The sequence below is a fragment of the Frondihabitans sucicola genome (assembly GCF_030296615.1).
GTDB lineage: Bacteria > Actinomycetota > Actinomycetes > Actinomycetales > Microbacteriaceae > Frondihabitans > Frondihabitans sucicola.
In genome coordinates this window covers 1366417-1393326 of the sequence record NZ_AP027732.1, presented here as the reverse complement: position 1 = coordinate 1393326, position 26910 = coordinate 1366417, and the positions used below count along the sequence as shown (strand labels likewise).

Annotated in this window: 22 protein-coding genes and 3 pseudogenes; 11 read left to right on the top strand and 14 right to left on the bottom strand. The window is 67.9% G+C overall.

The features are described 5' to 3' along the window. Positions 1-34: 34 nt before the first annotated feature. Positions 35-1194 (bottom strand): annotated as a pseudogene (locus QUE79_RS07325) (AI-2E family transporter). 78 nt (positions 1195-1272) lie between these two features. On the opposite strand from QUE79_RS07325, the gene QUE79_RS07320 reads away from it, so the two are divergent. Further along, complete coding sequence (locus tag QUE79_RS07320) at positions 1273-1779, top strand: metallophosphoesterase family protein (RefSeq protein ID WP_286346097.1); 507 nt, start codon at positions 1273-1275, stop codon at positions 1777-1779. Between the two features lie 5 nt (positions 1780-1784). Here QUE79_RS07320 and QUE79_RS07315 read toward each other — a convergent pair whose 3' ends face one another. Next, on the bottom strand, positions 1785-2816 hold the full coding sequence (locus tag QUE79_RS07315) for a DsbA family protein (RefSeq protein WP_286346096.1): 1032 nt from the start codon (positions 2814-2816) through the stop codon (positions 1785-1787). Positions 2817-3069: 253 nt separating this feature from the next. On the opposite strand from QUE79_RS07315, the gene QUE79_RS07310 reads away from it, so the two are divergent. Together QUE79_RS07310 and QUE79_RS07305 are read left to right on the top strand one after the other, a co-directional pair. Continuing rightward, positions 3070-4170, top strand: coding sequence for an ABC transporter ATP-binding protein (locus tag QUE79_RS07310; RefSeq protein WP_286346095.1), 1101 nt, complete (start codon positions 3070-3072; stop codon positions 4168-4170). Positions 4171-4367: 197 nt separating this feature from the next. Beyond that, positions 4368-5654 carry a DUF4032 domain-containing protein gene (locus QUE79_RS07305; protein ID WP_286346094.1) on the top strand — a complete coding sequence of 429 codons (1287 nt, stop codon included), beginning with the start codon at positions 4368-4370 and terminating at the stop codon, positions 5652-5654. A gap of 104 nt (positions 5655-5758) precedes the next feature. On the opposite strand, the gene rlmB is transcribed toward QUE79_RS07305, so the two are convergent. From rlmB to QUE79_RS07275, 6 genes and pseudogenes are all read right to left on the bottom strand, one after another. After that, positions 5759-6802 (bottom strand): 23S rRNA (guanosine(2251)-2'-O)-methyltransferase RlmB, encoded by a 1044-nt coding sequence (rlmB, locus tag QUE79_RS07300; protein ID WP_286346093.1) that lies wholly within the window; start codon positions 6800-6802, stop codon positions 5759-5761. Next, positions 6799-8216, bottom strand: a pseudogene (gene cysS / locus QUE79_RS07295) (cysteine--tRNA ligase). Before cysS ends, rlmB begins: the two are co-directional and overlap by 4 nt. Positions 8217-8330: 114 nt before the next feature. Continuing rightward, a complete protein-coding gene (gene ispD / locus QUE79_RS07290; RefSeq protein ID WP_434011077.1) occupies positions 8331-9527 on the bottom strand; it encodes a 2-C-methyl-D-erythritol 4-phosphate cytidylyltransferase in 1197 nt (398 codons plus the stop codon). Next, the gene (locus tag QUE79_RS07285; RefSeq protein ID WP_286346091.1) at positions 9521-10003 is read right to left on the bottom strand and encodes a CarD family transcriptional regulator; all 483 of its coding nucleotides are present in this window, start codon (positions 10001-10003) and stop codon (positions 9521-9523) included. Before QUE79_RS07285 ends, ispD begins: the two co-directional genes overlap by 7 nt. A 754-nt stretch (positions 10004-10757) precedes the next feature. Then, positions 10758-11438: a response regulator transcription factor gene (locus tag QUE79_RS07280; RefSeq protein ID WP_286346090.1), complete on the bottom strand. Its 681-nt coding sequence runs from the start codon at positions 11436-11438 to the stop codon at positions 10758-10760. A gap of 2 nt (positions 11439-11440) precedes the next feature. Further along, positions 11441-12577 carry a sensor histidine kinase gene (locus QUE79_RS07275; RefSeq protein WP_350271656.1) on the bottom strand — a complete coding sequence of 379 codons (1137 nt, stop codon included), beginning with the start codon at positions 12575-12577 and terminating at the stop codon, positions 11441-11443. A 203-nt stretch (positions 12578-12780) separates the two neighbouring features. On the opposite strand from QUE79_RS07275, the gene phoU reads away from it, so the two are divergent. The 5 genes from phoU to QUE79_RS07250 all read left to right on the top strand — a co-directional run bounded on the left by phoU (position 12781) and on the right by QUE79_RS07250 (position 19142). After that, positions 12781-13434 (top strand): phosphate signaling complex protein PhoU, encoded by a 654-nt coding sequence (phoU, locus tag QUE79_RS07270; RefSeq protein ID WP_286346089.1) that lies wholly within the window; start codon positions 12781-12783, stop codon positions 13432-13434. A 208-nt stretch (positions 13435-13642) separates the two neighbouring features. Further along, positions 13643-14833 carry an ROK family transcriptional regulator gene (locus QUE79_RS07265; protein WP_286346088.1) on the top strand — a complete coding sequence of 397 codons (1191 nt, stop codon included), beginning with the start codon at positions 13643-13645 and terminating at the stop codon, positions 14831-14833. A gap of 249 nt (positions 14834-15082) precedes the next feature. Beyond that, positions 15083-16600 (top strand): multiple monosaccharide ABC transporter ATP-binding protein, encoded by a 1518-nt coding sequence (gene mmsA / locus QUE79_RS07260; RefSeq protein ID WP_286346087.1) that lies wholly within the window; start codon positions 15083-15085, stop codon positions 16598-16600. Continuing rightward, on the top strand, positions 16597-17922 hold the full coding sequence (gene mmsB, locus QUE79_RS07255; RefSeq protein WP_286346086.1) for a multiple monosaccharide ABC transporter permease: 1326 nt from the start codon (positions 16597-16599) through the stop codon (positions 17920-17922). The genes mmsA and mmsB overlap by 4 nt, the downstream gene beginning before the upstream one ends. A gap of 113 nt (positions 17923-18035) precedes the next feature. Next, a complete protein-coding gene (locus QUE79_RS07250; RefSeq protein ID WP_286346085.1) occupies positions 18036-19142 on the top strand; it encodes a substrate-binding domain-containing protein in 1107 nt (368 codons plus the stop codon). Between the two features lie 60 nt (positions 19143-19202). Here the strand turns inward: QUE79_RS07250 and QUE79_RS07245 are convergent, their stop codons facing one another. Together QUE79_RS07245 and QUE79_RS07240 are read right to left on the bottom strand one after the other, a co-directional pair. Continuing rightward, complete coding sequence (locus QUE79_RS07245; RefSeq protein WP_286346084.1) at positions 19203-19877, bottom strand: HAD family hydrolase; 675 nt, start codon at positions 19875-19877, stop codon at positions 19203-19205. A gap of 242 nt (positions 19878-20119) precedes the next feature. Continuing rightward, a complete protein-coding gene (locus tag QUE79_RS07240; protein WP_286346083.1) occupies positions 20120-20797 on the bottom strand; it encodes an SDR family NAD(P)-dependent oxidoreductase in 678 nt (225 codons plus the stop codon). Positions 20798-21015: 218 nt separating this feature from the next. Between QUE79_RS07240 and QUE79_RS07235 the strand changes: the two are divergent. Beyond that, a pseudogene (locus QUE79_RS07235) lies at positions 21016-22385 on the top strand (sugar porter family MFS transporter). A 710-nt stretch (positions 22386-23095) separates the two neighbouring features. Here the strand turns inward: QUE79_RS07235 and QUE79_RS07230 are convergent. Together QUE79_RS07230 and QUE79_RS07225 are read right to left on the bottom strand one after the other, a co-directional pair. Continuing rightward, a complete protein-coding gene (locus QUE79_RS07230; protein ID WP_286346082.1) occupies positions 23096-23563 on the bottom strand; it encodes a hypothetical protein in 468 nt (155 codons plus the stop codon). Next, positions 23560-23889, bottom strand: a complete 330-nt coding sequence (locus QUE79_RS07225) for a PadR family transcriptional regulator (RefSeq protein ID WP_286346081.1) — start codon at positions 23887-23889, stop codon at positions 23560-23562. Before QUE79_RS07225 ends, QUE79_RS07230 begins: the two co-directional genes overlap by 4 nt. A gap of 72 nt (positions 23890-23961) precedes the next feature. On the opposite strand from QUE79_RS07225, the gene QUE79_RS07220 reads away from it, so the two are divergent. Further along, complete coding sequence (locus QUE79_RS07220; RefSeq protein WP_286346080.1) at positions 23962-24531, top strand: hypothetical protein; 570 nt, start codon at positions 23962-23964, stop codon at positions 24529-24531. Between the two features lie 282 nt (positions 24532-24813). Further along, positions 24814-25233, top strand: coding sequence for a hypothetical protein (locus QUE79_RS07215; protein WP_286346079.1), 420 nt, complete (start codon positions 24814-24816; stop codon positions 25231-25233). A 355-nt stretch (positions 25234-25588) separates the two neighbouring features. Here QUE79_RS07215 and QUE79_RS07210 read toward each other — a convergent pair whose 3' ends face one another. Together QUE79_RS07210 and QUE79_RS07205 are read right to left on the bottom strand one after the other, a co-directional pair. Continuing rightward, entirely contained in the window at positions 25589-25957 is a 369-nt protein-coding gene (locus tag QUE79_RS07210) for a GntR family transcriptional regulator (RefSeq protein ID WP_286346078.1), read from the bottom strand. Then, complete coding sequence (locus tag QUE79_RS07205; RefSeq protein WP_286346077.1) at positions 25954-26880, bottom strand: hypothetical protein; 927 nt, start codon at positions 26878-26880, stop codon at positions 25954-25956. Before QUE79_RS07205 ends, QUE79_RS07210 begins: the two co-directional genes overlap by 4 nt. Between the last annotated feature and the right edge of the window lie 30 nt (positions 26881-26910).

Genomic DNA, 26910 nt, shown 5'->3' with positions numbered 1-26910 from the left:
CGAGTGCGCGGGGCCGTCCTCAGCGCGGCAGAGCTCAGAGCTTGGGTTCGAGGCGCTTCTGGCGTGCGAACTCGGCGGGCTTGTCGGGCCCGTTCCACACGGTGATGATGCCCCAGGCCACCGCGGCGATCGGCACGGCGAGCACGGCACCGACGATCCCGCCGATGATCGTGCCGGCGGTCAGCGCGATCAGAACGACGAGCGGGTGCAACGACAGCGACCGGGCCATCACGACCGGCTGGAGGAAGTTGCCTTCGAGCTGGTTCACCAGGATCACGATCGCCACCACGACGATGGCGGCGACCGGCCCGTTCGCGACGAGAGCGACGAGGGCGGCCAGGATCCCGGCCACCGTCGCTCCGACCAGCGGGACGAAGGCCGACAGGAACACGATCACCGACAGGGGCAGCGCCAACGGCACTCCGATGATGAACAGGCCGAGGCCGATGCCGATGGCGTCGACCAGGGCGACGGTGGCCGTGCCTCGGACGTAGCCGCCGAAGGTCGACACCGTCTTCTGGCCGATCCGCTGCGCGCGCTCGTACGCCTCCCCGAGAACGGGCGCTCGAGGAACGCCCAGATCTTCGGGCCGTCTTTCATGAAGAAGAAGAGCACGACGACGAAGAGGGCGAATCCGGTCACGAAGCTGGTCGCCGCGGACACCCCGGCGAGGGCGCCGCTGGAGAACGTGCTGCTCTGGAAGAACTTCACGGCCTGGTCGATCGCCTGCTGGATCTGCGTGTCGCTGACGTGGAACGGGCCGTCTTTCACGAACGCCTGCAGCTGGTCGACGCCCTTGGTGGCCTGCTTGATGAGCGTGCTGAACTGGTTCTGCACGGCGTTGACGATCAGCCAGACGACCAAGCCGAGGACGACGATGATCGCGACCAGGGCGATCCAGGTCGCCAGGATCGAGGGCACCCCGCGCCGTCGCATCAGCTCGAGCAGCGGGTAGATCGCAGACGAGACGACCAGGGCCAGGACGACCGGGATCACCACGAGGCTGAGCTGCGTCATGGCGAAGACGAGCCCCGCGGCCACGGCGAGCACCAGGATGATCTGCAGGCAGCGAGTCGCCAGCCGACCGAACGCGTCCGACCAGATGGTCCGCTGAGCCGACCAGGTCAGCGCCCGCTGCTTCTCGATCGGCTCGGTGATCTCGGGCTTCGGTGTGCTGCGGCGGAAAAGGCCCATGGGTCTTCTGCTTTCGTCGTGATCTTCCGACCACCGTACCGGGCCCGCGCTCTCGGAGCCCGTGTCTATCCTGGGCCGGTGCCCACCACCGTCGCCATCGTCTCCGACACGCACGTCCCGCAGCGCGCCAGGCGGCTCCCGAAGGAGGTCTGGGCTGCCGTCGACGACGCCGACCTCGTCGTGCACGCGGGCGACTGGACCGGTCTCGACCTCGTCGACGAGTTCGAGGCCCGCTCCACGCGCCTGCTGGCCGTCCGCGGCAACAACGACGGTCCCGAGTTCGAGCCGCGCCTTCCGCTGGTGGCCCACGCCACGATCGAGGGCGTCAGGATCGCGGTGGTGCACGAGACCGGCGACAAGGCCGGTCGCGAGACGCGAGCCGACCGCGAGCATCCCGACGTCGACCTGATCGTGTTCGGCCACAGCCACATCCCGTGGGACACGGTGACCCCGGCCGGGCGCAGGATGCTGAATCCCGGCTCTCCGACGGACCGCCGCCGGCAGCCGAATCGCACGTTCTTGACGCTGACACTCGACCGGGGTCGCGTCGAGGACGTGATCCTGCGACGTCTCCCGCTGGATTAGAGGAGCTACCTGGCGGGAGTCCCGGTCTTCGTGTTCGAGGGCAGGGTGGTGGCGGTCGGCTTCGCGGTGGCGGTGCCGGTCGGCTTCGGCGTCCCTGTCGCCGTGGGGGTCGGCGTCGCCGTGCTGTTGTCGGCGTAGCTGTTGCCGGCGGCGGTGACGACGAAGTTGCTGAACTCGTCGGTCGTGAACGGCGTCGTGTACTTGTACTGCTGGCCGTTGACCAGCACGGTCGGGGTGCCGCTGACCTTCTTGATGGACGCGTCGGCGATGGGCCCCGAGAGAGCGCGCTGCGTCGCGCTCACCACCCACGAGGCGTACGTCTGCTTCGTGATGCACCGGCTGATCTGCGCGGTGTGCGTCACGCCGTCGAGACTCCTGACGAGCTCGATCAACTGCGCGTCCGTGCGCCCCGAGGTTCCCTCCTGGGGCTGATCGGCGAACATCGCCGTGTTGAAGTCGAAATAGGCGTCCGGGGAGAAGTTCGCCACGCACGCGCCCGCGTTCGCGGCCCGCTGGGAGTATTTCGTGCCGAGCGACTGATTGGTCAGGATCGCGATGGGGTGGTAGTCGACGGTGGCGGCACCCGATCTCACCAGACCCTTGATGTAGTCGTTGTTCGTCTTCTCGAACGACCCGCAGATCGGGCAGAGGTAGTCGAGATAGATGGAGATCTTGACGGTCTGCCCGGTCGCAGCGGTCGTCGTCGCGGACGGTTCGGCGGAGGGGCTCTGGGCATCGGCCTGGACGGCCTTGAAGTCTTTGCCGATCGTGATGCCGTCGTTCGCCATGTTCGCCGGGCCCGGGCCACTCGGGTGGATCGACGACACGACGACGACGACGACGCCCACCACGAGGGCGACGACGACCAGGCCGAGACCGCCGAAGAGGGCCCACCGCGTACCGCGGGCCCGCCGCCGCTGCCTCTGGCGGGCGAGGCGCGCCTTCTCGCGAGCGGCGGCCCTGCGTCCGCGCGACGTCGTCGCGCTGTCGGTGGGGGTCTCGCCGTCGGCGCTGTCGCCCGAGTGGCTGTCTGTCATGGAACGGTCTCTCCGATGCGGAGGCTCTCACGTGGTCGTGGAGCCCGGACAAGGGTATGAGGAACCGCTGGGAAAAGTCCACGTGGATCCATGCAGATGAAACGAGTTCCCCTCGACCGGGGGACACGGCTTGCGCTGCCGAGCCGTCCGAGTGCCATAATGACCGAGGCGGTCATCGAGGATCCCACTCGATGGTTGTCATCCATTCACAACGGATCGTCCGGCACGTACCTGCCGGTGAAGGAGAAACATCATGGCGTCAGTGACGTTCGACAAAGCAACTCGTCTCTACCCCGGTTCGACCCGCCCCGCGGTCGACGGAATCGATCTTCAGGTCGCCGACGGCGAGTTCCTCGTCCTCGTCGGTCCTTCCGGTTGCGGTAAGTCGACCACCCTCCGCATGCTCGCCGGCCTCGAAGAGGTCAACTCCGGCGACATCCTCATCGGCGACCGCAACGTCACCGACGTGCCGCCGAAAGACCGCGACATCGCGATGGTGTTCCAGAACTACGCGCTGTACCCGCACATGACCGTCGCCGAGAACATGGGCTTCGCGCTCAAGATCGCCGGTGTCGGCAAGGACGAGCGCGCGACTCGCGTCCTCGAAGCCGCCAAGCTGCTCGACCTCGAGCCCTACCTCAGCCGCAAGCCGAAGGCGCTCTCGGGTGGTCAGCGTCAGCGCGTCGCGATGGGCCGAGCGATCGTCCGTCAGCCCCAGGTGTTCCTCATGGACGAGCCGCTGTCGAACCTCGACGCCAAGCTCCGCGTCCAGACCCGCACCCAGATCGCGTCGCTGCAGCGCCGCCTCGGCGTCACCACGGTCTACGTCACGCACGACCAGACCGAGGCGCTCACCATGGGTGACCGCATCGCGGTCCTGAAAGACGGCGTCCTCCAGCAGGTCGGCACCCCTCGCGACCTGTACGAGAAGCCCGACAACATCTTCGTCGCCGGCTTCATCGGCTCCCCCGCCATGAACCTCCTTCCCGCCGGCGTTGTCGACGGAGGCATCCAGTTCGGTTCGAGCGTCGCCGCCGTCGAGCGCGACATCCTGTCGCAGGCCACCTCCAAGCAGGTCACCGTGGGCATCCGCCCCGAAGACGTCACCGTCTCGCAGACGGGTGAGGGCCTCAAGGTCGCGGTCGACGTGGTCGAAGAGCTCGGCGCCGACGGCTACCTCTACGGTCACGCCGACGTCGACGGCCAGCGCGCCGACATCGTGGCCCGCGTCGACGGTCGCGCTCACGCTGCCGCCGGCGACACGGTGTTCATCACGCCGATCTCGCACCGCATCCACGTCTTCGACACCGAGTCGGGCCTCCGCCTCGGCGACAAAGCAGTGGTCTCCGCCTAACCGACACTCCCTGGGCACGCGATCTGCGGCGTTGTCGTCGTCGGCAATGACTCCGTCATGGCCTTCCTCCTCCGCCTTGCACCTCACACACCCAGGTCGCGTCCAACGATGAATCGGCCCGCCGGCGTCGGCTCGAGCTTCACGCTCGACCGCCCGGCGGGCCGTTCTCGTTTCCGCCCCGTACGAACGGAAAAACCGTGACCTCCCTCAACATCACCTCGGCCACAGCCGATCCTGCGCTGCTCGACCTGCCCTGGAACCTGCCGCTCGACACGTGGCCGGAAGACTCCATCGCCACCCTGCCCAAGGGCATCTCCCGGCACCTCGTGCGGTTCGCGTACCTCAGCGGCTACGTCATCGCGATCAAGGAGACGTCCGGCGAGATGGCACGCAGCGAGTACGAGATGCTCCGGACGCTCCAGAGGATGGACATCCCCTGCGTCGACCCGCTGGCGGTCATCACGAACCGGCGCGACAACGACGGCAACGAGTTGAACCCCGTGCTCGTGACGCGACACCTCAAGTTCTCTCTCCCCTACCGCGCCCTGTACTCGCAGCGGCTGCGGCCGGACACGGCGGCCCGACTCGTCGACGCCCTCGCGCTCCTGCTGGTCCGCCTGCACATCATCGGCTTCTACTGGGGTGACGTGTCGCTTTCGAACACGCTGTTCCGCCGAGACGCCGGCGCGTTCGCCGCCTACCTCGTCGACGCCGAGACGGGCAAGCTCTACCCGGGCGGCCTCTCGAACGGCCAGCGCGAGAACGACCTCGAGGTCGCCCGCGTCAACATCGCCGGCGAACTGCTCGACCTCGAGGCCGGCGACCGCCTCGACGAAGACGTCGATGCCGTGGACGTCGCTGCCGGCATCGTCGCGAAGTACCGCAGCCTCTGGAAAGAGCTGACCGGCACCGAGACGTTCTCCGACGCCGAGCGCTGGCGCATCAACGATCGCGTCGAGCGTCTCAACGATCTCGGCTTCGACATCGAGGAACTCGCGATCAAGACGACCGAGGGCGGCACGCAGGTCAAGATCCAGCCGAAGGTCGTCGACGCAGGGCACCACTCGCGCCGACTGCTCCGGCTCACCGGGCTCGATGCGCAGGAGAACCAGGCGCGCCGCCTCCTGAACGACCTCGACGCCTACCGCTCGAAGAACGATCGAGTCGAGCTGGACGAAGAGATGGTCGCCCACGAGTGGGCGGCGCGCGTCTTCGAGCCCGTCGTGCGCGCGATCCCGCGCGAGCTCCGCGGTCGACTCGAGCCCGCCGAGGTGTTCCACCAGATGCTCGAGCATCGCTGGTACCTGTCGCAGGCACAGGGGCGCGACGTTCCGATCGCCGAGGCGCTCACCTCATACATCAACGACGTGCTGCGCCACCGCCGCGACGAGCAGATGGTGATCGCGCCGCCGACGGGTGCGATCACCCTGCCGACCGCGATCCAACTCGAGCACGAAGAAGACGACTGGCGCAGCAAAGTCTGAGGTGCGGGTCAGCGTGGGCTCTCGGACGGGAACAGCGCGCTCCGCGCGGTGCGGAGCCGAACCCTGCGTCGTGCTGAGGCTCGCTCCGCTCGCAGGGCCCGGGATTACTTCGAGCGCTTGCGTTCTGCGCGGAGCTTGCTGATCTCGTAGAGGGCGACGCTCGTCGCGATACCGGCGTTGAGGCTCTCGGTCGATGCGGTGATCGGCACGCTGACGATCGCGTCGCACGTCTCGGTCACGATCCGCGACAGGCCTTTGCCTTCGCTGCCGACGACGACGAGCAGCGGCTCGCCGGCGAGGTCGAGGCCCGGAAGCTGGACGTCGCCGCCTCCGTCGAGGCCCACGACGAACACGCCTCGGTCTTTGAAGGCCTTGATCGTCTGCGTGAGGTTGCCGGCCATGGCCACCGGGACGCGGGCGGCCGCCCCGGCGCTGGTCTTCCAGGCCGACGCGGTGAGCCCGACCGAACGACGCTGCGGCACGATGACGCCCTGTCCGCCGAACGCGGCGACCGAGCGGATGATCGCGCCGAGGTTGCGCGGGTCGGTGATGCCGTCGAGAGCGACGAAGAGCGGCTTCTGACCGCGGCGCTCGGCCTGGTCGAGGAGCTCGATCGGGTGGGCGTACTCGTACGGCGGCACCTTGAGTGCGAGGCCCTGGTGCACCGAGTCGGGACCCGTGAGGCGGTCGAGCTCGGGGCGCATGACCTCGAGGACGGGAATGCCGCGGCGGGTGGCCAGAGTCAGGACCTCTTTGACGCGGTCGTCCATCTCGAGGCGCGCGGCGAGGTACAGGGTCGTCGCCGGAATTCGCGCGCGGAGCGCCTCGAGCACGGAGTTGCGGCCCGTGACGATCTCGGTGTCGTCGTTCGACTTGCCACGCGGAGGTGCCGTGCGGTCGGGAGCGGTGCGCGCCTGACGGATCGGACGCTCGGCATTCGATCCTGCTCGGCCCTTCGCCGCCGCGAGGCGCTCCTGCGAGGCCTTGCGCTTGCCCGCGGGGTGGTACGGGCGGTCCTCGGCTTTCGGCGTGGGCTTCTTGCCCTCGAGGGCCTGACGACCCTGGCCGCCCGAACCGACCTGTTTTCCTTTACCGCCTTGACGGACCGCCCCGGGGCGCCCCTTGCGTTCTCCAGAGGTGTTCTTCACGATGTAAGGCTCCAATGCGGTCCGGTCGAGGTGTCTTCGATGGTGATGCCCGCAGCAGCCAGGTCGGCTCGAATGCGGTCGGCGTTCGCGAAGTCTTTGGACTCGCGGGCGCTCTGTCTCGCGTCGAGCAGCTTGTCGACAAGAGTAGCGAGTACCACATGTGCGGCGCCGTCGTCGCTGCCGCGCCACTCGGGTGCGTGCGGGTCGATGCCCAGGACGGTGACCATCGCGAGGGTGTGCTGCCACTCGCGCGCTGCGGTGTCGAGGTCGTCGTCGTCGAGCGCGGCATTGCCGCGGCGCACCGCGTCGTGCAGCACGGCGAGCGCCTGGGGCACGTTGAGGTCGTCGTCCATCGCCTCGACGAAGGCCTCCGGGACGTCGCGGGTGCCGACTCCGGCGAACCGGGTGTCGGCGAGGCGGCGGCCGGCGCGGGAGACGAACGTCTCGATGCGGTCGAGCGCGGCCTCGGCCTCGTCGAGGGCGCCCTCGTGGTAGTCGATGGTGGAGCGATAGTGCGCCGCGCCGAGGAAGTAGCGGACCACGATCGGGCGTGCCAGCGCCAGGAACTCCGAGGCGAAGATCGAGTTGCCGAGCGACTTCGACATCTTCTGGCCCTCGACGTTGACGAGGCCGTTGTGCAGCCAGTGCCGGGCGAAGGCGTCGCCGGCCGCCGTCGACTGGGCGAGCTCGTTCTCGTGGTGAGGGAAGCGGAGGTCGAGACCGCCGCCGTGGATGTCGAACTCGGGCCCGAGGTAGCGGCGCGACATGGCCGAGCACTCGATGTGCCAGCCGGGGCGTCCGGCGCCCCACGGCGACTTCCAGCTGGCCGACAGCGGCTCGCCCTCTTTCGTGCCCTTCCACAGCGCGAAGTCGCGGGGGTCACGCTTGCCGCGCGGATCGGCGTCGGTGGCGGAGGCCATGTCGTCGAGATTCTGGTGGGTGAGCGCGCCGTACTCGGGCCACGACTGCGTGTCGAAGTAGACGTCGCCGGAGTCGTCCGGCGCCGGGTACGCGTGCCCGCGTTCGATCAGCTTCGCGACGATGGCCTGCATCTCGGTGACGCTCGCGGTGGCGCGCGGCTCGTAGGTGGGGGCAGGATCCCGAGGGCGTCGTACCCGGCCGTGAACTCGAGTTCGTAGCGGTACGCCCTCGCCCACCACTCCTCGCGCGTCTCGCTGGCGAGGTTCAGGATCTTGTCGTCGATGTCGGTGACGTTGCGCACGAGCGTGACGTCGAGCCCGCGGTAGGTGAACCAGCGGCGCCACAGGTCGTAGACGAGCGCGGAGCGCAGGTGACCGATGTGCGGCGACGACTGGACCGTCGGCCCGCAGACGTACAGCCCTACTTTGCCGTCGACGAGCGGGACGAAGTCTTCGGTCGACTGCGTGCGGGAGTCGTAGAGGCGAATGGTCACCGCCACAGTTTAGGTGGCGGCGACTTCCGGGTTACGGGGCCGCCCGCCGCATGTGCGCAAATCGGGTCGGGGACGGAAGCCGAGCTGCGAGTCGCGCACGCACCGGGCTCGAACTCAGTCGGATGCGACCGACACGAGGGCCGTGGCGATGACCGTCACGCCCTCGCCGCGCCCCGTGAAGCCGAGACCGTCGGTGGTCGTCGCCGAGACCGAGACCGGCGCGCCGACCAGGATCGCCAGGGCCTCCTCCAGCTCGGTGCGTCGCGCGGCGAGGCGGGGGCGGTTGCCGATCACCTGGACGGCCACGTTGGCGATGCGCGCGCCGGCGTCGGTGAGGATCCGGCGCGTGGCTTCGAGGAAGACCACGCCCGAGGCGCCGGCGTACCGGGGGTCGTCGGTGCCGAAGCGCGAGCCGATGTCGCCCTGGCCGGCTGCCGAGAGGAGGGCGTCGACGATCGCGTGGGCGACCGCGTCGCCGTCGCTGTGGCCGGCGAGACCCTGCTCGCCCGGCCAGTCGAGGGTGCCCAGCCGGAGTGGCTCGGCGGGATCGAACGCGTGCACGTCGATGCCGACACCGGTGCGAAGAGCGGTGGGTGAAGCGGTGCCCTCGGCCGCCAGCATCGCCGCCCGGGAGAGATCCCACGGCGTGGTGATCTTGAACGCCTCGGCGTGGCCGTCGACCACGGTCACCCGGTGGCCGGCCGCTTCGTAGAGTGCGGCGTCGTCGGTGTGCTCGTCGTCGGCGGCGGCGTAGGCGGCGTCGAGCTCGGCGCGCGGGAAACCCTGGGGCGTCTGCATGGCGACGAGCTCGGAACGGTCGACCGTGGCGACCACGGCGCCCTCCGCGTCGACCCGCTTGATGGTGTCGCTGACGGGCAGCCCCGGCACCACCCCGTGGCCGAGCGCCTCGACGCCCGAGGCGACCGCCTCGAACTGCGCCGTCGGCGTGAAGCAGCGGGCGCTGTCGTGCACGAGCACCGTGGTCACGCGGGGACCGACCGCCGCGAGACCGCGAGCCACCGACCCCTGCCGCGTGGCGGATCCGGCAACCACGGTGACGAAGCCGTTGCCCGACGAGCCGAGCAGCGCCGCAGCCTCGTCGACCAGGTCGGACGGCACAACGACGACGACCTGCCACGGAGCGGGCGAGAGCAGGATCGGCCGCAGCGACCACTCGAGGATCGTGCGCCCGGCGACCTCGACGAACGCCTTCGGCCTCCCCTGCGCCAGGCGCGTACCGCTGCCCGCGGCAACGACGACCACGGCGCGGGTCGGTGCCCCGACACCGCCGGCCGGCACCGCGTCTACGATGCGAGGACCTCGTCGAGGACCGACTCCGCCTTCGCCTCGTCGGTGTGCTCGGCCAGGGCCAGCTCGGACACGAGGATCTGACGCGCCTTCTGCAGCATCCGCTTCTCGCCGGCCGAAAGACCCTTGTCTTGGTCGCGGCGCCAGAGGTCGCGCACCACCTCGGACACCTTGATCACGTCGCCCGAAGCGAGCTTCTCGAGGTTCGCCTTGTAGCGCCTCGACCAGTTGGTGGGCTCTTCGGTGAAGGGCGCCCGGAGCACGTCGAAGACCTGCTCGACGCCGTCGTGCCCGATGACGTCGCGGACGCCGACCAGATCGACGTTCTCGGCGGGCACCTCGATGACCAGGTCGCCCTGGGTGACCTTGAGAGTCAGATAGAGCTTCTCGGAGCCCTTGATGACGCGGGTCTTGACCGCGGTGATCTCTGCAGCACCGTGGTGGGGATAGACGACGGTCTGACCGACCTCGAAGCTCATGCGGGCACTCCGTTCCAGGGCCGCCAGATTACCACGCGGGCCCCGGGCGGCGCGGGCGCGTGACGTCGGAGGGTATCCGTCTGGGCTAGGCTTTACCTGCATTCGAATCCCTTCTGGAGGAACCTGTGAGAGCACGTACCACGGCAACCGTCGTTCTGGCCGGAGCCGTGATGGTCCTCACAGCGGGCTGCAACTTCATCAGCCCCCAGACCACGACCGAGCACTACGACGCGAGCGACGGGTTCAGCACGAACGTGGGCTCCGTCGAGCTCCGCAACGCCATGGTCTTCACCGACAACGGCGACGACGCGAGCCTCAGCGTGACCCTGCTCAACACGAGCCCGACCGCCCGCACCGTCAAGTTCCAGTACGAGTCCCTCGGCAGCGACAAGACGATCACGATTCCCGTCGCCGGCAACGGCGAGACCCGGCGAGGCACCACCGGCGGCGACAAGCAGGCGCTTCTGACCGGCATCGGCAAGCAGCCGGGCACGCTCCTCAAGGTCTACGTCCAGTACGGCAGCGCGACCGGCAAGAGCTTCAAGATCCCGGTCCTCGACGGCTCGCTCAAGCAGTACGCGACCCTACTGCCCTCGCCGGTCCCGACCATCGACTCGACCCCCGTTCCTACCGGCGACCCGACGCTCGTCCCGACCGATTCGGCGACGCCGACCCCTGACCACGCACGACGAAGGCCCCCAGATCACCGATCCGGGGGCCTTCGTCGTTCGCCAGGGCGCGGAAGGGCGCAGGATCACGCCTCGATGCGGTACCCGAGACCACGGACGGTGACCAGCGCGACTGGCTCGGACGGCGTCGCCTCGATCTTCGAGCGGATGCGCTTGATGTGGACGTCGAGCGTCTTGGTGTCACCGAAATAGTCGGAACCCCAGACCCGATCGATCAGCTGACCGCGGGTCAGCACGCGGCCCGCGTTCCGCATCAACAGCTCGAGCAGCTCGAACTCCTTGAGGGGCATCGCGATATCCCTGCCGCGCACCGTGACGACGTGGCGCTCGACGTCCATCGAGATCTCCCCCGCCGTCAGGATCGCGTCGCTCAACTCTTCGAGGTCGACCCGCCGCCGGAGGACGGCGCGGATCCGGGCGAGCAGCTCGCGGGTCGAATACGGCTTCGTGACGTAGTCGTCTGCGCCGAGCTCCAGCCCCACGACGATGTCCACCTCGCTGTCTTTGGCGGTGAGCATGACGATCGGCACTTGCGACCTGTTGCGCAGTTCGCGGCAGACCTCGGTGCCCGGCAGGCCCGGCAGCATGAGGTCGAGCAGCACCAGATCGGCGCCTTCGCGGTCGAAGGTGGTGAGTGCCTTCGGCCCGTCGTCGGCGACCGACACCTGGTACCCCTCGCGCTCGAGGATGAAGGCGAGCGGCTCGCTGAGGGATTCTTCGTCTTCCACGATCAGGATGTGCGTCATTCTCAGTTCTCTTCTCGGACGGGGACCGAAGCCGTCGAGGCCTCGGGAAGTCGGATGGTGAAGGTGGACCCGGAGCCGAGCTGCGACCACAGGCGGATGTCGCCGCCGTGATTCTGCACGACGTGTTTGACGATGGCGAGGCCCAGCCCGGTGCCGCCGGTGCGGCGCGAGCGGGCGGGGTCGACCCGGTAGAAGCGCTCGAAGATGCGCTCGCGGTCGGCCTCGGAGATGCCGTCGCCCTGGTCGGTGACGGCGATCTCGACGATCCCGTGGTCGGTGACGGCCGTTCCGATCCCGACCCGGGAGCCGTCCGGCGAGTAGTGCACCGCATTGGCGACGAGGTTGTGCACCGCCACCGCGAGCATGTCGGAGTCGCCGACGACCGACGCGTGCTTTCCTCCCCGGGTGACGATCTCGATCCCGCGCGCTTCCGCTTCGACGCGATTGCGTTCGACCGCGGTGTGGATGACCGACCGGATGTCGACGAGGGCCGGCTCGTTGAGCGGGTCCGAAGCCTGCAGGCGGGAGAGCTCGATGATGTCCTGGGTGAGGCGGCCGAGTCGGCCGGACTCCCGCGTCAGGCTGGCGGCGAAGTAGCGCACCTGCTCCGGGTCGTCCGACGCCGCGTCGAGCGCCTCGGCCAGCAGCCCCACAGCGCCGATCGGCGTCTTGAGCTCGTGGCTGATGTTGGCGACGAAGTCGCGACGGACCTCCTCCAGCCGGTGCGTCTCCGTGTGGTCCTCCGCCAGCACGAGCACGTAGCGCGACCCGAGACGCGATGCCCGGACGCGCATCCGCAGGTCGGTCTCCTCACGGAGGCTGCGAGCGAGGTGCAGCTCCTCCGAGGCGGCGTGCTCCTCGACCCGGGCGCGCTCGATCAGCGCGACGATCTCGGGATGTGCCACCTGCTGGCCCACCACCAGGCCCGTCGCGATGGCCATGGCCGACGCCTTCTGGACGTTGTTCGACGGGTCGACGACGAAGCCGGCCGAATCGAGGGTCTCGAGGACGGCACCCACCCCGTCGGGGAGCGTGACGTCGCTGAGCGCCCTGGCGCGGCGACCGCGCTCCGCCGCGAAAACGACCAGGAAGACGAGTCCCGCGCCGACGACGATGCCGAATGCCAGGGAGATCGGCACCAGCCAGGGGAGTACATGGGACTCAGGTTAGTGAACGGGAGGTGGACCACCAGTGCCGAGCACTGACGGAGCGCTGTACGTTGGAGAGAGTTCGCCTGCGGATCACCATCCGTTAACCTCGGCGGTGGAGGCTCGTCGAGACTGCCCGGGCGACGTCCCGCACACCGCGGGCGAGTCCCGAAACGAAAGGGTCGACCTAGACAATGCGCGAGGTATTCCAGCTGGAGCTCCAGGAAGTGCAGGAGCGGCTCGTCGAGATCTCGACGCTCGTAGCTGCCTCGATCGAGAACGCGACCAAGGCCTTCCACGAATCCAACGTCAACCTGGCCGAGCAGGTCATCGCCGACGACGACAAGATCGACCAGCTCTCGGTGAGTCTCGACGAACTGGCCATCGACATCCTGGCCCGCCAGCAGCCGGTCGCCCGCGACCTGCGCATCGTGGTCAGCGCTCTCCGCATCAGCGCCTCGCTCGAGCGCATGGGCGACATGTCCGAGCACATCGCCCAGCTGGCCCGCTACCGCTTCCCCGAGAAAGTCGTCCCGAAGTCGCTGCGGCCCACCTTCACCGAGCTGGGCGAACTCGACGTCGCCATCGCGAAAAAGCTGACCCAGCTCCTCACCACCGAAGACGTCAGCCTCGCCGAAGAGATCCGCAACGACGACGACCGGATCGACGAACTGCACCTCAGCGTGTTCGACAAGGTGCTCGGAGAGACCTGGAAGGGCGCTCCGGCCGACACCGTCGACGCGACTCTCGCGAGCCGGTACCACGAGCGTTTCGCCGACCACGCGGTGTCGATCGCCAAGAAGGTGCAGTACCTCGCCACGGGTGACTGGGTGGGCGCCGAAGCCTGATCCAGCTGGCCAGAAGGGCCCGAAGCGACGCACCACGCGTCGGTTCGGGCCCTTGCTCATGTGCCTGTGTCGGCAGGCTGATCCGCGCCGAGGGGCGCGTCCCGACCCGCCAACACAAGCTTCACTTTTGGATCACGGTTTGCGTTAACCTCTTGACGACACCCATTCGGGCGACAATGATTCGAGCGTGTCAAATCTCCAAGGCCCAATGGCGGGCCGACGACAAAACCCCTCGGCTCGGTCGAGCCCGGGGTCGCAAACGTCTCTCCGCAAGCGCAACCAGCAGCGCGTCGTCGAAGCCCTCGTCAAGGTGGGCGCGTCGACGCAGGCCGATCTCGCGCGCCGAACGGGCCTCAGTACCGCCACGATCTCGAACATCGTCAGCTACATGGCCAAGAACGGCCTCGTCAGTCTGACGCCCACGACGAGCTCGGGCCGGCGGGCCGTCTCGGTCCAACTGCTGACCCACAACGGCACCGTCGCCGCGGGGATCGGCTTCGGTCGACGGCACCTCCGCGTCGTCCTCGTCTACCCCGACTACACGATCGCGGCGGAGGAGAACATCGTCCTTCCGCAGAAGTACGACCCTCGCGAGGGCTTCGATCTCGCCAAGGAGATGCTGACCCGACTGCTCGAGCAGACCGGGACGTCGTGGGAGGCCCTGAGCGGCGTGGGCGTGGGGATCTCCGGATCCATCGACCGCCGCGACCAGATGCCGGTGATCGGCACCGTCTGGGCGGAGTGGGCCTTCGTCGATGTCGTCGTGGAGCTCGAGGATCGCCTCGGCGTCCCCGTCGTCCTCGACAACGACGCCAACCTGGGCAGCGTCGCCGAGACCATCTGGGGGCTGCACGGCGGCGCCACCAACCTCGTCTACCTGAAGGTGGGCTCCGGGATCGGAGCCGGGCTGATCCTGAACGGCCAGCCCTTCAACGGCGCGACCGGGATCACGGGCGAGGTAGGCCACGTCCAGGTCGTCCCCGACGGACAAGCCTGTCGCTGCGGCAATCGCGGCTGCCTCGAGGCGGAGGCCTCGACGACGGCCATGCTCGACCGGTTGAGCACCGTGACGCCCATCAAGACGACGGAAGACCTGGTCAAGGCCGTTCTCGCCGGCGACGTCGCCGCCCTTCGGGTCATCGAGGACGCCGCCCGCCTGATCGGCCGCGTGGTCGGCGATCTCGCCAGCATCCTGAGCCCCGAGGTGATCGTGCTGGGCGGCCCACTCGCCTCCCTCGGCGACATCATCCTCGAACCCGTCGGACGAGCGTTCGCCCGACACGTGCTGCCACTCGTCCGCGATTCCACGGCCCTGGTGGCGTCGACCCTGGACGATCGCGGCGAAGCCCTCGGCGCCGCAGCCCTGGTGTTCCATCAGGCCGCGGTCCGGGTCATCTGAGCCCCGTCGTGATCCTGCTCACGCTCCGCGACGGGTCCCGGCCGACCGGGTCATGTGAGCGCTCTCGAGACCGAGACTCCTGAAGCCGTTACAAATTCGTTGCGTTAACCTTTTGACGCCAGGCCCAACCAGGCCTAATGTAATCCCGGGCTGATGAACAGCCTGCGGGGCAAGCAAGACAGCTCAACCCGACAACGATGTCTTAGTAAATGGCGGTGCACAATGGCTGGTGGCCCAACCATCCTCGAGATGCGCTCGATCACCAAAGAGTTTCCCGGTGTGAAGGCCCTCTCCGACGTGAACCTGACCGTGAAGGCCGGCGAGATCCACGCGATCTGCGGCGAGAACGGTGCAGGCAAGTCGACACTCATGAAGGTCCTCTCGGGCGTCTACCCGTTCGGGACCTACTCCGGCGAGATCGTCTTCGAGTCCGAGGTCGCGCAGTTCTCCGGCATCCGGCAGTCCGAAGCCGCCGGCATCGTGATCATCCACCAGGAGCTCGCCCTGATCCCCGAGCTCTCGATCACCGAGAACATCTTCCTGGGCAACGAGCCCGGCAAGCGCGGTGTCATCAACTGGGTCGAAGCCCAGCGACGCGCGCACGACCTGCTGGCCCGCGTGGGCCTCACCGAGAACCCCGACATGAAGATCAAGTCGCTGGGTGTCGGCAAGCAGCAGCTCGTCGAGATCGCCAAGGCTCTCAACAAAGACGTCAAGCTCCTCATCCTCGACGAGCCCACCGCCGCGCTCAACGAGCAGGAGTCGCAGCACCTCCTCGACCTCATCGTCGGTTTGAAGGCGAAGGGCATCACCTCGATCATGATCAGCCACAAGCTGAACGAGATCGAGCAGGTCGCCGACACCATCACGATCCTCCGCGACGGCAAGACGATCGAGAGCCTCGACGTCAAGGCCGACGGCGTCAACGAAGACCGCATCATCCGCGGCATGGTGGGGCGCTCCCTCGAGAGCCGCTTCCCCGACCGCACGCCGAACATCGGCGAGAAGTTCTTCGAGGTCCGCAACTGGACGGTCCGCCACCCCCTCGACCCCGAGCGCCTCGTCTGCAAGAACGAGAACTTCTACGTCCGCAAGGGCGAGATCGTCGGCTTCGCCGGCCTCATGGGCGCCGGTCGCACCGAGCTCGCGATGAGCATCTTCGGCCACTCCTACGGCACCTACGTCTCGGGCGAGGTCTACAAGGAGGGCCGCGAGATCCGCACGGACACCGTCGCCCACGCCATCAAGAACGGCATCGGCTACGTCTCGGAAGACCGCAAGGCCCTGGGACTCAACCTCCTCGACACGATCAAGCGGTCGACCGTCTCGGCCGGCCTGCCCAAGATCACGCACAACGGCGTGGTCTCGGCGGTCGAAGAGTACGAGGTCTCCGAGCGCTTCCGTCGCAGCCTTCGCACCAAGGCGACGAGCGTCGACGAGGGCGTCAACAAGCTCTCCGGCGGCAACCAGCAGAAGGTCGTCCTGGCGAAGTGGATGTTCACCGACCCCGACCTCCTCATCCTCGACGAGCCGACCCGCGGCATCGACGTGGGCGCCAAGTTCGAGATCTACGGCATCATCCAAGACCTGGCCGCGCAGGGCAAAGCCGTGGTCCTCATCTCCTCCGAGCTCCCCGAGCTCCTCGGCCTCTCGGATCGCATCTACACGATCTTCGAAGGCTCCATCACCAATGAATTGACCGCAACCGAGGCTGACCCCGAGTCGCTGATGGTGAGCATGACCTCGAAAAGGACCTCGGTTCGATGAAGAACTTCAAAAAGAATCTCGACAGCATCCTTGGCAACAAGGGTGGCGGGATCAGCCAGTACGGCATGATCATCGCGCTCATCGTGATCATCATCGGCTTCCAGATCTGGACCGGCGGCATCACGCTCGAGCCCGCCAACGTCATCAACGTCTTCCAGCAGTACTCGTACATCCTGATCCTCGCGATCGGCATGGTGATGGTGATCGTCGCCGGCCACATCGACCTCTCGGTCGGTTCGGTCGCCGCGTTCGTCGGCATCATCGTGGCCCAGGCGATGGCCGTCTGGCACTGGTCCTGGTGGGCCGCGATCATCCTCGGCCTCGTCGTCGGCGTGCTCGTCGGCGCCTGGCAGGGCTTCTGGGTCGCCTACGTCCGGGTCCCCGCGTTCATCGTGACCCTGGCCGGACAGCTGATCTTCCGCGGCGCCAACCAGATCGTCGGTAACTCCACCGCCGTCCCCGTCCCGCAGAGCTTCCAGAACATCGGCGGCGGCTACATCAACGACTTCGGCCCCGACACCGGATTCAGCAACGGCACGCTCATCCTCGGCATCGTCTCGATCGTCGCGATCATCGTCTTCGAGTTCCGCGGCCGTCGTAACCGCGTCAAGATGGGTGCCCAGCCGGCTCCGCTGTGGACCAGCATCGTCCGCATCGTCGTCCTCGGCGGCGTCACGGCCTACGCCACGTTCCTCTTCGCCTCCGGTCGCCCGAACACCTCGGTCCCGATCGTCGCGATCATCCTCGGCGTCCTGGTCATCATCTACGGCTTCGTCACCAACACGACCACCTTCGGCCGTCACCTCTACGCGGTCGGTGGCAACTCGAACGCCGCCGTGCTCTCCGGTGTGAACTCGAAGCGCGTCAACTTCCTCGTCATGCTCAACATGTCGGTCCTGGCCGCCGTCGCCGGCATGGTCTTCGTCGGCTACTCGGGATCCTCCGGTCCTGCCGACGGCACGGGCTGGGAGCTCGACGCCATCGCCGCCGTCTTCGTCGGTGGAGCCGCGGTCGCGGGTGGTGTCGGTACCGTCATCGCCTCGATCATCGGTGGTCTCGTCCTGGCGTTCCTCGCCAACGGCCTCTCGCTGAAGGGCATCGACACCAACCTGGTCCAGATCATCCGCGGCCTCGTGCTCCTCATCGCCGTCGCGTTCGACGTCTACAACAAGACGCAGGGCCGGCCGTCGATCATCGGCTACCTGACTCGCGGCTTCGGTCGCAAGAACAAGGACGACGAAGGCCCCACGTCGGGCGGTCTGAAGGGCGAGGGCGCTCAGCCCCAGTCCATCGACTCCGACTCACAAGTTTTGCTGCCCTGACCACCCGCCCCGAAACGGGCACAGCAGCAGCAGAAACCCGGGATACGCACCATCGATCCCACAGCACCGGGTGCACCAGCACTCACATCCCCAGAAATGAAAGAAGCCTTTCAATGAAGAAACAGCTCATCGTCGGCGCTGCCGTCGCGGCGCTCACCGTTGTCACGCTGACCTCCTGCTCCGGCACCTCGCGTGGCGGCTCGAGCGACGACGCGGCGAAGATCCCCAAGGGCTCGACCATCGGCGTCGCGCTCCCCGCCAAGACCTCGCAGAACTGGGTTCTGGCCAAGGCCGCATTCGAGTCGTCGCTGAAGAAGGCCGGCTTCAAGGCCGACGTCCAGTACGCCGCCGCCTCGAACACGGTCCCCGACCAGCAGAACCAGATCTCGGGCATGGTCACCAAGGGCGACAAGGCGATCATCATCGCCGCCCAGGACGGCTCGCAGCTCGGCACGCAGGTCAAGCAGGCCAAGGCCGCCGGCATCCCGGTCATCGCCTGGGACCGCAACATCACCGGCACCAAGAACGTCGACTACTACGTCGCCTTCAACAACTACAAGGTCGGTCAGCTGCAGGGTCAGGCCCTGCTCGACGGACTCAAGAAGCTGAAGGGTTCCGGCCCGTACAACGTCGAGCTCTTCGCCGGTTCGCCCGACGACGCCAACGCCCCCGTGTTCTTCAACGGTGCGATGAACATCCTGCAGCCGAAGATCGACGACGGCACCCTCAAGGTCGTCTCGGGTCAGACCACGTTCAAGACGGTCTCGACCCAGGGCTGGCTCGCTCAGAACGCTCAGACGCGTATGAGCAACCTGCTGCAGGCGCACTACTCGGGCTCCACCAAGCTCGACGGTGTCCTCTCCCCGAACGACACCCTCGGTCGCGCCATCCTGCAGGCCACGAAGTCGGCCGGCAAGCCCAACCCGGTCGTGACCGGTCAGGACTCCGAGACCGCGTCGATCCCGCTCATCATGAACGGCACGCAGTACTCGACCATCTACAAGAACACCGACACCGAGGCTCAGGCCGCGGTCGACCTCGTCACCGACCTGTCGAAGGGCAACAAGCCCAAGACGGTCATCGACAAGAAGAACAACTACAACGGCGTGAAGACGGTGCCGGCCATCGAGCTGACCCCGATCCTGATCACCAAGGAGAACGCGGTCAAGTCGTACGCGAACAACCCGACCCTCGAGGCTCTCGCCAAGGCCGGTCAGTAACACCTCTGCTCCACCGCGAAACCCCCGCTCAGGCTCACGCCCGGGCGGGGGTTTCCGCTGTCAGAGACCCGGGAACGGCTCCGTGAGGTCGGTGAGGACGGCGTCGGCGCCCGCCTCCCGGAGCTCGTCCGCCGAGTACTTCCCGGTGGCGACGCCGATGCCCGCGGCGCCGGCGGCGTGGGCCGAGGTGATGTCGTGCGGGGTGTCGCCCACCACCGCGACCTCGTCGGGTGCCAGGTCGTGGCCGACCAGAAGAGAGGCCTTCCGGATCGCAGCCCGCGTCGCCTCGTCACGGTCGGGCGAGTCCGAGCCGTATCCGCCGAAGACGAAGTAGCGCCCGAGGTCGCCCGGCTCCATCTTGGCTCGGGCAGCGCCCTCCATGGCGCCGGAGATGACGCCGATCACCACGTTCTCCTCGGCGAGCCGCGTGAGGAGGGCATCGACGCCCTTCTCCACCCGGTACCCCTCGGCGGTCCGGATGATGTCGGACAGGTGCCACAGGTAGCGCGCGTAGAGCCTCGACAGTTCGTCGGGGCGGGGATCGCGCCCCAGGACGCCCCTGAAGGTCTCCCTGCCCACCTCGGGGTCCGTCTCCCCGCTCGAGGTGTGCTGCCCGATGTCGGCGGGGATGCCGTAGAGCTCCTGGAACGCCGCGGTCCAACTGCGACCGCCGGCCCCACCCGTGTGGACGAGCGTCTCGTCGATGTCGAACAGGACGGCGAGAGGCTTCTTCATGCGTCCGTCCTACTCGGCCGAGGCGCGGCGAGCTCCAGGTTGATGTCGTCGGGATCGGTGACGGTCAGGCGGACGTGCGAATAGCCGCTCGGCGTGACGATGGGTGTGGGCATGCCAGAAGTCAACGCCTCTCGGCTGTGCCACCGGGGAACAGGCGCCCGGGCCACCGTCGGCGAAGGGGGGCACGCGCTCCGTGGAACCTCGGCCCGAGGCCGTCACGGCCCCGTGATCCTGCGCCGCCCTCAGAGCGACGTGACTCCGCGGATTCGGTGCCCGACCGCGATCGACTCCCCCGACACGGCGGAGAGCGGCGAGGCGAGGAATGCGGTGAGGTCGGCGATCTGAGTCGGGCTCGACTCGCCGGGACGACCCGTCTCGACGGCGAGCGCGGGCTCGTCGGTGACTGTGCCGGGGTTCACGACGTTGACCGCGACGCCGCTGCCGGCGAGTTCGTCGGCGAGGTTCTTCGCGATGAGGTTCGTCGCCGCGTTGCGGACGGAACCGGCGATGCTCCCGGTGATGAGGGCGTTCTGCCCGCTGACGGCGACGATCCGGCCGGAACCCGCCTCGCGCATGTGCGGAACGACCTCGTTGGCGACCCGGAGGAAGACCAGCGCCTTGCCGTCCAGCGCGTCGGCCACTTGCTCGGGGTCGGAATTGCGCGCCGGGTCGAGCGTCCGCGCGCTGGGGGCGGCGGTGACGACGAGGACGTCGATGCGACCGTGCAGGGCGATCACCTGGGCGACGCCTTCGCGAACGGACGCGGGATCGCGCGCGTCCATCACGACGCCGTCCTCCGCGTGACGGGAGGCCACGACGACCGTCGCGCCCTCCTCGCGGAGCCGAGCGGTGATGGCCGAGCCGATGTATCCGGCCCCTCCGACGACGAGAGCGACGTGGTCGTGAAGCTGCAGATCCATGCCTTCGAGACTACGCCCGCCCGCGGAACTCGAGATGTGCGGCCCGGCGATTTGTCAGAACATGTGGCGAAGGCAAAAGGGTCGTGATAATGTCCCTCCTGTCTTATTGATAGAACAAAGGAGTTCCCATGTCGACTGCCGTTGACCCAACTACTAGCGGGTCCAGGGTCCCCCTGCCGCCTCTGACCAAGGGCTCGCACAGCAAGCGTCTCGGCCAGGTGGCCCTGGTCGCGACCTTCGGTGGTCTTCTCTTCGGTTACGACACGGCCGTCATCAACGGTGCCCTGTCGCCGATGGTGAAAGACCTCGGGCTCACAACGCTCACCGAGGGCGTCGTCACGAGCTCGCTGCTCTTCGGTGCGGCCATCGGCGCCATCACCGGTGGCCGACTCTCCGACGCCTGGGGTCGACGAAAGACGATCATCCTCATGTCGGTCCTGTTCTTCATCGGCGCCATGATCTGCGTCGTGGCTCCGACGTTCGGCGTCATGGTCCTGGGGCGTGTCATCCTCGGCCTCGCCGTCGGTGCCGCGTCGACCGTGGTGCCGGTCTTCCTCGCCGAACTCGCTCCCTTCGAAATCCGCGGCTCACTCGCCGGCCGCAACGAGTTCATGATCGTCGGCGGTCAGCTCCTGGCCTTCATCATCAACGCCATCATCGGCAACGTGTGGGGCGAGGGCAACGGTGTCTGGCGCATCATGCTGTCCATCGAGGCGCTGCCCGCGATCGCCCTCTTCATCGGCATGCTGCGCATGCCCGAGTCGCCCCGCTGGCTCGTCAGCAAGGGCCGCGACGACGAGGCCCTCACCGTGCTCTCGACCCTCCGCACGAAGGAGCGCGCCACGGCGGAGCTCGCCGAAGTCGAGTCGATCACCTCGGAGGAATCCCGCCGGAAGTCTCTCCCGATCGGCGAGATCCTTCGGAACAAGTGGTTCCTGCGCATCATCCTCGTCGGCATCGGACTCGGCGTCGCGCAGCAGCTCACCGGCATCAACGCGGTCGTCTACTACGGCCAGACCGTGCTCAAGGAGGCCGGCTTCTCCTCCAGCGCCGCCCTCATCGCCAACGTCGCCCCGGGCATCGTCGCGGTCATCGGAGCGATCATCGCTCTCCGAATCATGGACCACTTCTCGCGCCGCCGTACCTTCCTGTTGGGCTTCGCGCTGGTTGCCGTCTGCCATCTCCTCATCGGGCTCGGCTCCGTCGTCCTGCCCGACGGCAACGCGGCTCGCCCCTGGGTGCTCCTGGTCCTGATCGTGGCATTCGTCGGCTCCATGCAGACCTTCCTCAACGTCGCCGTCTGGGTGACGCTGTCCGAGATCTTCCCCTCAAGATGCGCGGCTTCGGCATCGGCGTCTCGGTGTTCTGCCTCTGGATCGCCAACGCGTTCCTCGGTCTCTACTTCCCGACCCTCATCGCCGGCCTCGGCATCACGAACACGTTCTTCGCGTTCGGCATCGTCAACCTGCTGTCGCTGTTCTTCGTCTGGCGCGCTGTCCCCGAAACCCAGGGGCGCACGCTGGAGAACCTCGAGGAAGACGTCAGCACCGGCGCCATCTACACGCAGAACGTCCGTACCAAGAAGTAGTCCCTCGGCTACGAACTCCTCGAAGCCCCCGCTCACCGACTGGTGGGCGGGGGCTTCGGCGTGCCGGGCGCGGCTCCCTGACGGTCCGGCTTCGAGGCCGGCCAGGGGAACAGGATCGGCGCGGCGGACGGATCGAAGCCGCAGGGCCCCCACGATGGCCGCTAGCAGAGCCGCGATGAGCCATGGTGCGATCGAGACGGCACGGCCGCGTCGGTTCGTCTTCAAGAACGGCACCGCGATGACCTGGGACGTGCCGAAGAAGACGGAGGAGATCGGGCTGGACGCGACCTGGATCTCTCGCAGCCGGCAGGAGAAGCGAAGTCGTAGCGACTCGAGTGCGCGCCGCGCCCGAATGCGTGGTCACTGGTGACAGTGTGGCGACATGAGCGAGAAGCCGAGTCGTGCGCGACGTGTCCTGGACTTCACGGGCATCACAGAGTCGCCGGCTGAGAAGGCGACGCGAAAGACGAGGTCCGGCTCCTGGTGAATCTGGACCGGAGCGACCGCGATCGGAATCGCTGGTGTCATCGTCCTTCTCGCTACCCTGCACGTCCTCTAGTCGAATCCACTTCCATCGGCCGTGCCCGTACACGGTGAGCCGCGCGCGTCGAAAGGGCCGAAATGCACGCTTCCGGGCCTGGGAGCGAGCATTTCGGCCCTTTCGGCCTTCCCGCGGGGACCGGTCGGGCTGGATCCGACGATCACGGACCCTAGTCGGCGTCGTCTAGCCGGGGAGTCTTCACGGCTCGGTGATTGCGCCGGAGCAGGACGACGCCGAGACCGGCCGCCACGACGAACATCGCCGCGCCACCCAAGCCCACCCAGACGGACCTCACGACCGGCAATGAAGGCGTCGTGTAGAGCTGACCCTCGGGATGAGCAGGAATGGCCGGCACGCTGAAAACAAGGGTGCTCTGAATACCCGCGTGCCAGGCAAGCAGCAGCCCCAAACCACCGAGGGCAGCGATCACGAAAAAGAAGAACGGTGCGGCCGTCAGGGCGCGTTGACGCAGGCCCATTCGGACGATGTTTCGAAGCTCGCGCCCTGTTGGGCGCGCCCTTCCCTCGGCTTCGGCAACCTGCAGCAAGGTATCGAGCAGCGCTTCGCCGTGGACGCGCCTCCACCTCGCCGAATAGCAACGGATGCTAGCCCGGTAGTGGCGTTCAAGCTCGCTCATGCCCCAACCACCTTCGTTCTCAATCGGCGCAAAGCAAGCTCCGCGCCGTGTTGTCGGCGTCGTGCTTCCTCTGCAAGACGTGAGCGGCCGAGGGTCGTGAGGGTGAAGGATCGCCTCAATCTTCCGTGGACGATCTCCTCGGACGACACCTCGACCAGGCCATCGACCCGCAACCGGTCGAGAGCGGCGTACAGCGTTCCCGCCTGAAGACGCATCGTGCCGCCGGTCAGACCCGCGGTATCCGTGATGATTCCGTACCCGTGGCGAGGACCTTCCGCCAACGACGACAGGATCACAAATGTCGGCTCCCGCATCTCGAAACTCATCTGGTCACTATATCCAGATCATATGACTATCGGCCGGTCCCGGCGCGTCTTTGGCGCCGCTACCCTGAGCCTGTGGTCACCTTCGAAGAACAACTCCCCGCCCACCCGGCCGCCACCACCCCGACCGCACTCATTCTTCCCGGCGCCGGTTACACCACTCAGGCGCCCCTCCTCTACTGGATATCCTCCGCCCTCGTCGCGCACGGATGGAGACTCATCCGGGCGGACTGGGGGTTCCGGCCCGCGAGCTTGGAACAAGGGCGGAGGTTGGTTCACGACTCCTTGGAAACGTTCCCAGGAGGAGACGTCCCTGATCTCGTCGTGGCTAAATCCATCGGCACCTTCGCCCTTCCCTGGGCGATGACACACGGGGCGGCCGGCATCTGGCTGACCCCATTACTCTCCGAGTCCGACGTTGCCGAAGCCCTCAACGCTGCAGACGACCGCCACGTGGCCATCGGCGGTACTGCTGATCCCGCCTGGCTCCCGTCGCTGCTGACCGACAGCCACGCGATTCTCCACTCGGTGACGGGAGCAAATCACAGCCTCGAGTTGCCCTCGTCATGGGACGGTTCGGTCCGAGAGCAGGTACCAGTGATCCAAGCCGCGGTTGCGCATGCTGAACGGGTTCGTCTGTCCTGACGACCCGGCATCCCCGGCGTGCGTGACCCGGTGCGAACTCATGAGGTTCGGCACACGGGCCATGGGATCGCCTGGCGGGATGCTCTTAGGCCACCCGGCCTGCGGCCTGACGGGCAACGAGACCATGGAAGGTCACCGCGCGACCTTCCGCACATCCAAGCCGATAACCGCCAGCATGGTCGTTCTGCCGAGCAGCACGAATCACGTGCCACCGTGGGCGGTCGCTCACGGCTGTCGGATGCGCGGTCTCTCGCCGACGTCACCGTCCGGCAGGATGGACGCATGGCTCAGGTCGCGATTCTTGTCAACGGCACCCCCGACCCCCGGAAGACGGAGATCTCGTCCGCGCTGGGAATCCTGCTCGGATGCCCCGTCCTGCAGCCGTCCAAGGTGCAGGAGGCCCTCCTTCGACAGACCGGGCCCGTCGCACCGGCCGCGGGCGTGCGGGCCCTGGCCATCGAGACGACGTGGCGCACAGCCGGGCTGATCGAAGCCGGCGTCGTCCTCGATGCGGGCTGGGAGGCGTCCGACTCCGGCGCCGTGCGGACGGGACTCGAGAGCGCAGGATCACCGCGGCTCGTCGAGGTCTGGTGCGGCGAGTCGGGTGAGCCGCTGGGTCTCTCTCCCGTGGTGCGCGTCGACGACGTGGCCACCGTCGATATGGACGCCCTTGTGCAGGAGATCAGCGCACTGTTCGTGTAGGCGCGCTGTCGGCGCTCTTTGCCTGCGCTGCGCGGGTGCGGCGCTGCTTGCGCGCTGCGCGGGGCGGCAGTGCTTGCGTGTGCGCTGCGCGGGGTCGGCGCTGCGCGGGGTCGGCGCTGCCTGGATGCGCGCTGCGCGATGTCTGCATGGCCGGCGTACGCCCTGGGGTGCGGCGCTGCCTGCGCTTGCGTTCGCATGGCGCGCGGTCGACAGTGCGTGCGTACGCGCTGCCCGCCGTCAGCACGGCTAGCGTCCGCGCGGCGCGCGGTCGGCGCGTCAGGCGGTCGGCGCGTCAGGCGGTCGGCGCGTCAGGCGGTCGGCGCCGCCGCCGTCTGCGCGGCGCGCGGTCGGCGCGTCAGGCGGTCGGCGCCGCCGCGCCGAGGGCACCCGTCACGTACCTCAGCGCCTCGGCCGGCGTGACACCGAGCTTGGCCACGCGCTCGGCGTAGGCGCGCGCCGCGTCTTGGGCCTGCTGCGCGGCGGCGTCGCCCTGGGCACGGACGAGCGTGCCGTTCCGGCCGCGCGTCTCGACGAGCCCGTCGGCCTCGAGCTCGCGGTAGGCGCGCGCCACCGTGTTGGGCGCGATGCCGAGGTCTTCGGCCAGGCGCCGGACCGTCGGCAGACGCTCTCCTGCGGCGAGCGAGCCACGGCGCACCTGTTCGGCGATCTGCACGCGCAGCTGCTCGAACGGAGGCGTCGCGGAGCGCGGGTCGAGGGTGATCATCTGGCCTGCACCGCCATGATCCTGCGCGCCTCTTCGTCGGGGGTGCGACGACGCGAACCGGGCCAGAGCTCTTCGAGGTACCAGGTGCGCGTGTGCCGGAAGATAAAGCCGAAGAGCACCATGCCGCCCAGGCCGAGAGCACCGGGGATGAGGGCGAGTGGCGCCCGCAACGCATCGCCCTGGCCGATCAGCGACCACCAGGCACCGAGCACCACCGCCAGGAGAGGCGCGTAGAGGAGGTCTCGAAGAGCCTCCGATCGCAGGGCGTCGTTCCACACCATCTCGTCTGTGCCCGACGCGGGCCGGCCTCGGGAGACGATGCGGCGGGCCACCACCTCGAACGTCACCATGCCGCCGATGCCTGCGGCGACCACGGCGGCCCCCGGCAGGAGCCAGGGACTCACACCGCCGGTGACGGCGATCACGACGATCGTCGCGACGGCCAGCCCGAGCAGGTGCCACCCACCGACGCGGAGGACCGACGGTACGTAGTCGCGCACGCCGACCGCACGCGTTCGCGCCACGCGCGGCTCGTCGGCCGGAAGCGTCTCGGCTCGGAGAGCCGCCCACCCCACACCGAGCCCGGTCGCGATGGCCGAGACGGCGAGGACGCCGTAGGTCTCGACCATCCACACGCTGTAGCCGGATGCGACGGAAGGCCACGGAAACAGACCGGACAGCGAAGCTGCGGCGCACGCAGCAAGAGCGACGGCCAGCCCGACCAGCCCACCGACGGACCCGCCGAGAGCACGCCGACGCACCCTTTCGCGGAGTCGGGCGTCGAGATCGACGGGGACCCCGAGGCCCACGCGGCGGCCGAGGCGAGCCGTCAGCCAGCCCTGGAAGGGAGCGGCTGCCGTGAGTGCCGCGGTGGCGGCGAGGAAGACGGCATAGGCCGCGATGAGGCAGGTCAGAAAGATCATCAGCGACTCCTTTGTAGCATCCATTGTCGC

Bases quoted from the DNA above. Each gene is read 5' to 3' on its own strand.
- mmsA (WP_286346087.1), top strand. From the start codon at position 15,083: ATGCGCTCGATCACCAAAGAGTTTCCCGGTGTGAAGGCCCTCTCCGAC.
- QUE79_RS07315 (WP_286346096.1), bottom strand. From the start codon at position 2,816: ATGACAGACAGCCACTCGGGCGACAGCGCCGACGGCGAGACCCCCACC.
- phoU (WP_286346089.1), top strand. From the start codon at position 12,781: ATGCGCGAGGTATTCCAGCTGGAGCTCCAGGAAGTGCAGGAGCGGCTC.
- QUE79_RS07225 (WP_286346081.1), bottom strand. From the start codon at position 23,889: ATGAGTTTCGAGATGCGGGAGCCGACATTTGTGATCCTGTCGTCGTTG.
- QUE79_RS07250 (WP_286346085.1), top strand. From the start codon at position 18,036: ATGAAGAAACAGCTCATCGTCGGCGCTGCCGTCGCGGCGCTCACCGTT.
- QUE79_RS07230 (WP_286346082.1), bottom strand. From the start codon at position 23,563: ATGAGCGAGCTTGAACGCCACTACCGGGCTAGCATCCGTTGCTATTCG.
- QUE79_RS07210 (WP_286346078.1), bottom strand. From the start codon at position 25,957: ATGATCACCCTCGACCCGCGCTCCGCGACGCCTCCGTTCGAGCAGCTG.
- QUE79_RS07265 (WP_286346088.1), top strand. From the start codon at position 13,643: ATGGCGGGCCGACGACAAAACCCCTCGGCTCGGTCGAGCCCGGGGTCG.
- QUE79_RS07280 (WP_286346090.1), bottom strand. From the start codon at position 11,438: ATGACGCACATCCTGATCGTGGAAGACGAAGAATCCCTCAGCGAGCCG.
- QUE79_RS07285 (WP_286346091.1), bottom strand. From the start codon at position 10,003: ATGAGCTTCGAGGTCGGTCAGACCGTCGTCTATCCCCACCACGGTGCT.
- QUE79_RS07310 (WP_286346095.1), top strand. From the start codon at position 3,070: ATGGCGTCAGTGACGTTCGACAAAGCAACTCGTCTCTACCCCGGTTCG.
- mmsB (WP_286346086.1), top strand. From the start codon at position 16,597: ATGAAGAACTTCAAAAAGAATCTCGACAGCATCCTTGGCAACAAGGGT.
- QUE79_RS07215 (WP_286346079.1), top strand. From the start codon at position 24,814: ATGGCTCAGGTCGCGATTCTTGTCAACGGCACCCCCGACCCCCGGAAG.
- QUE79_RS07205 (WP_286346077.1), bottom strand. From the start codon at position 26,880: ATGATCTTTCTGACCTGCCTCATCGCGGCCTATGCCGTCTTCCTCGCC.
- QUE79_RS07245 (WP_286346084.1), bottom strand. From the start codon at position 19,877: ATGAAGAAGCCTCTCGCCGTCCTGTTCGACATCGACGAGACGCTCGTC.
- QUE79_RS07240 (WP_286346083.1), bottom strand. From the start codon at position 20,797: ATGGATCTGCAGCTTCACGACCACGTCGCTCTCGTCGTCGGAGGGGCC.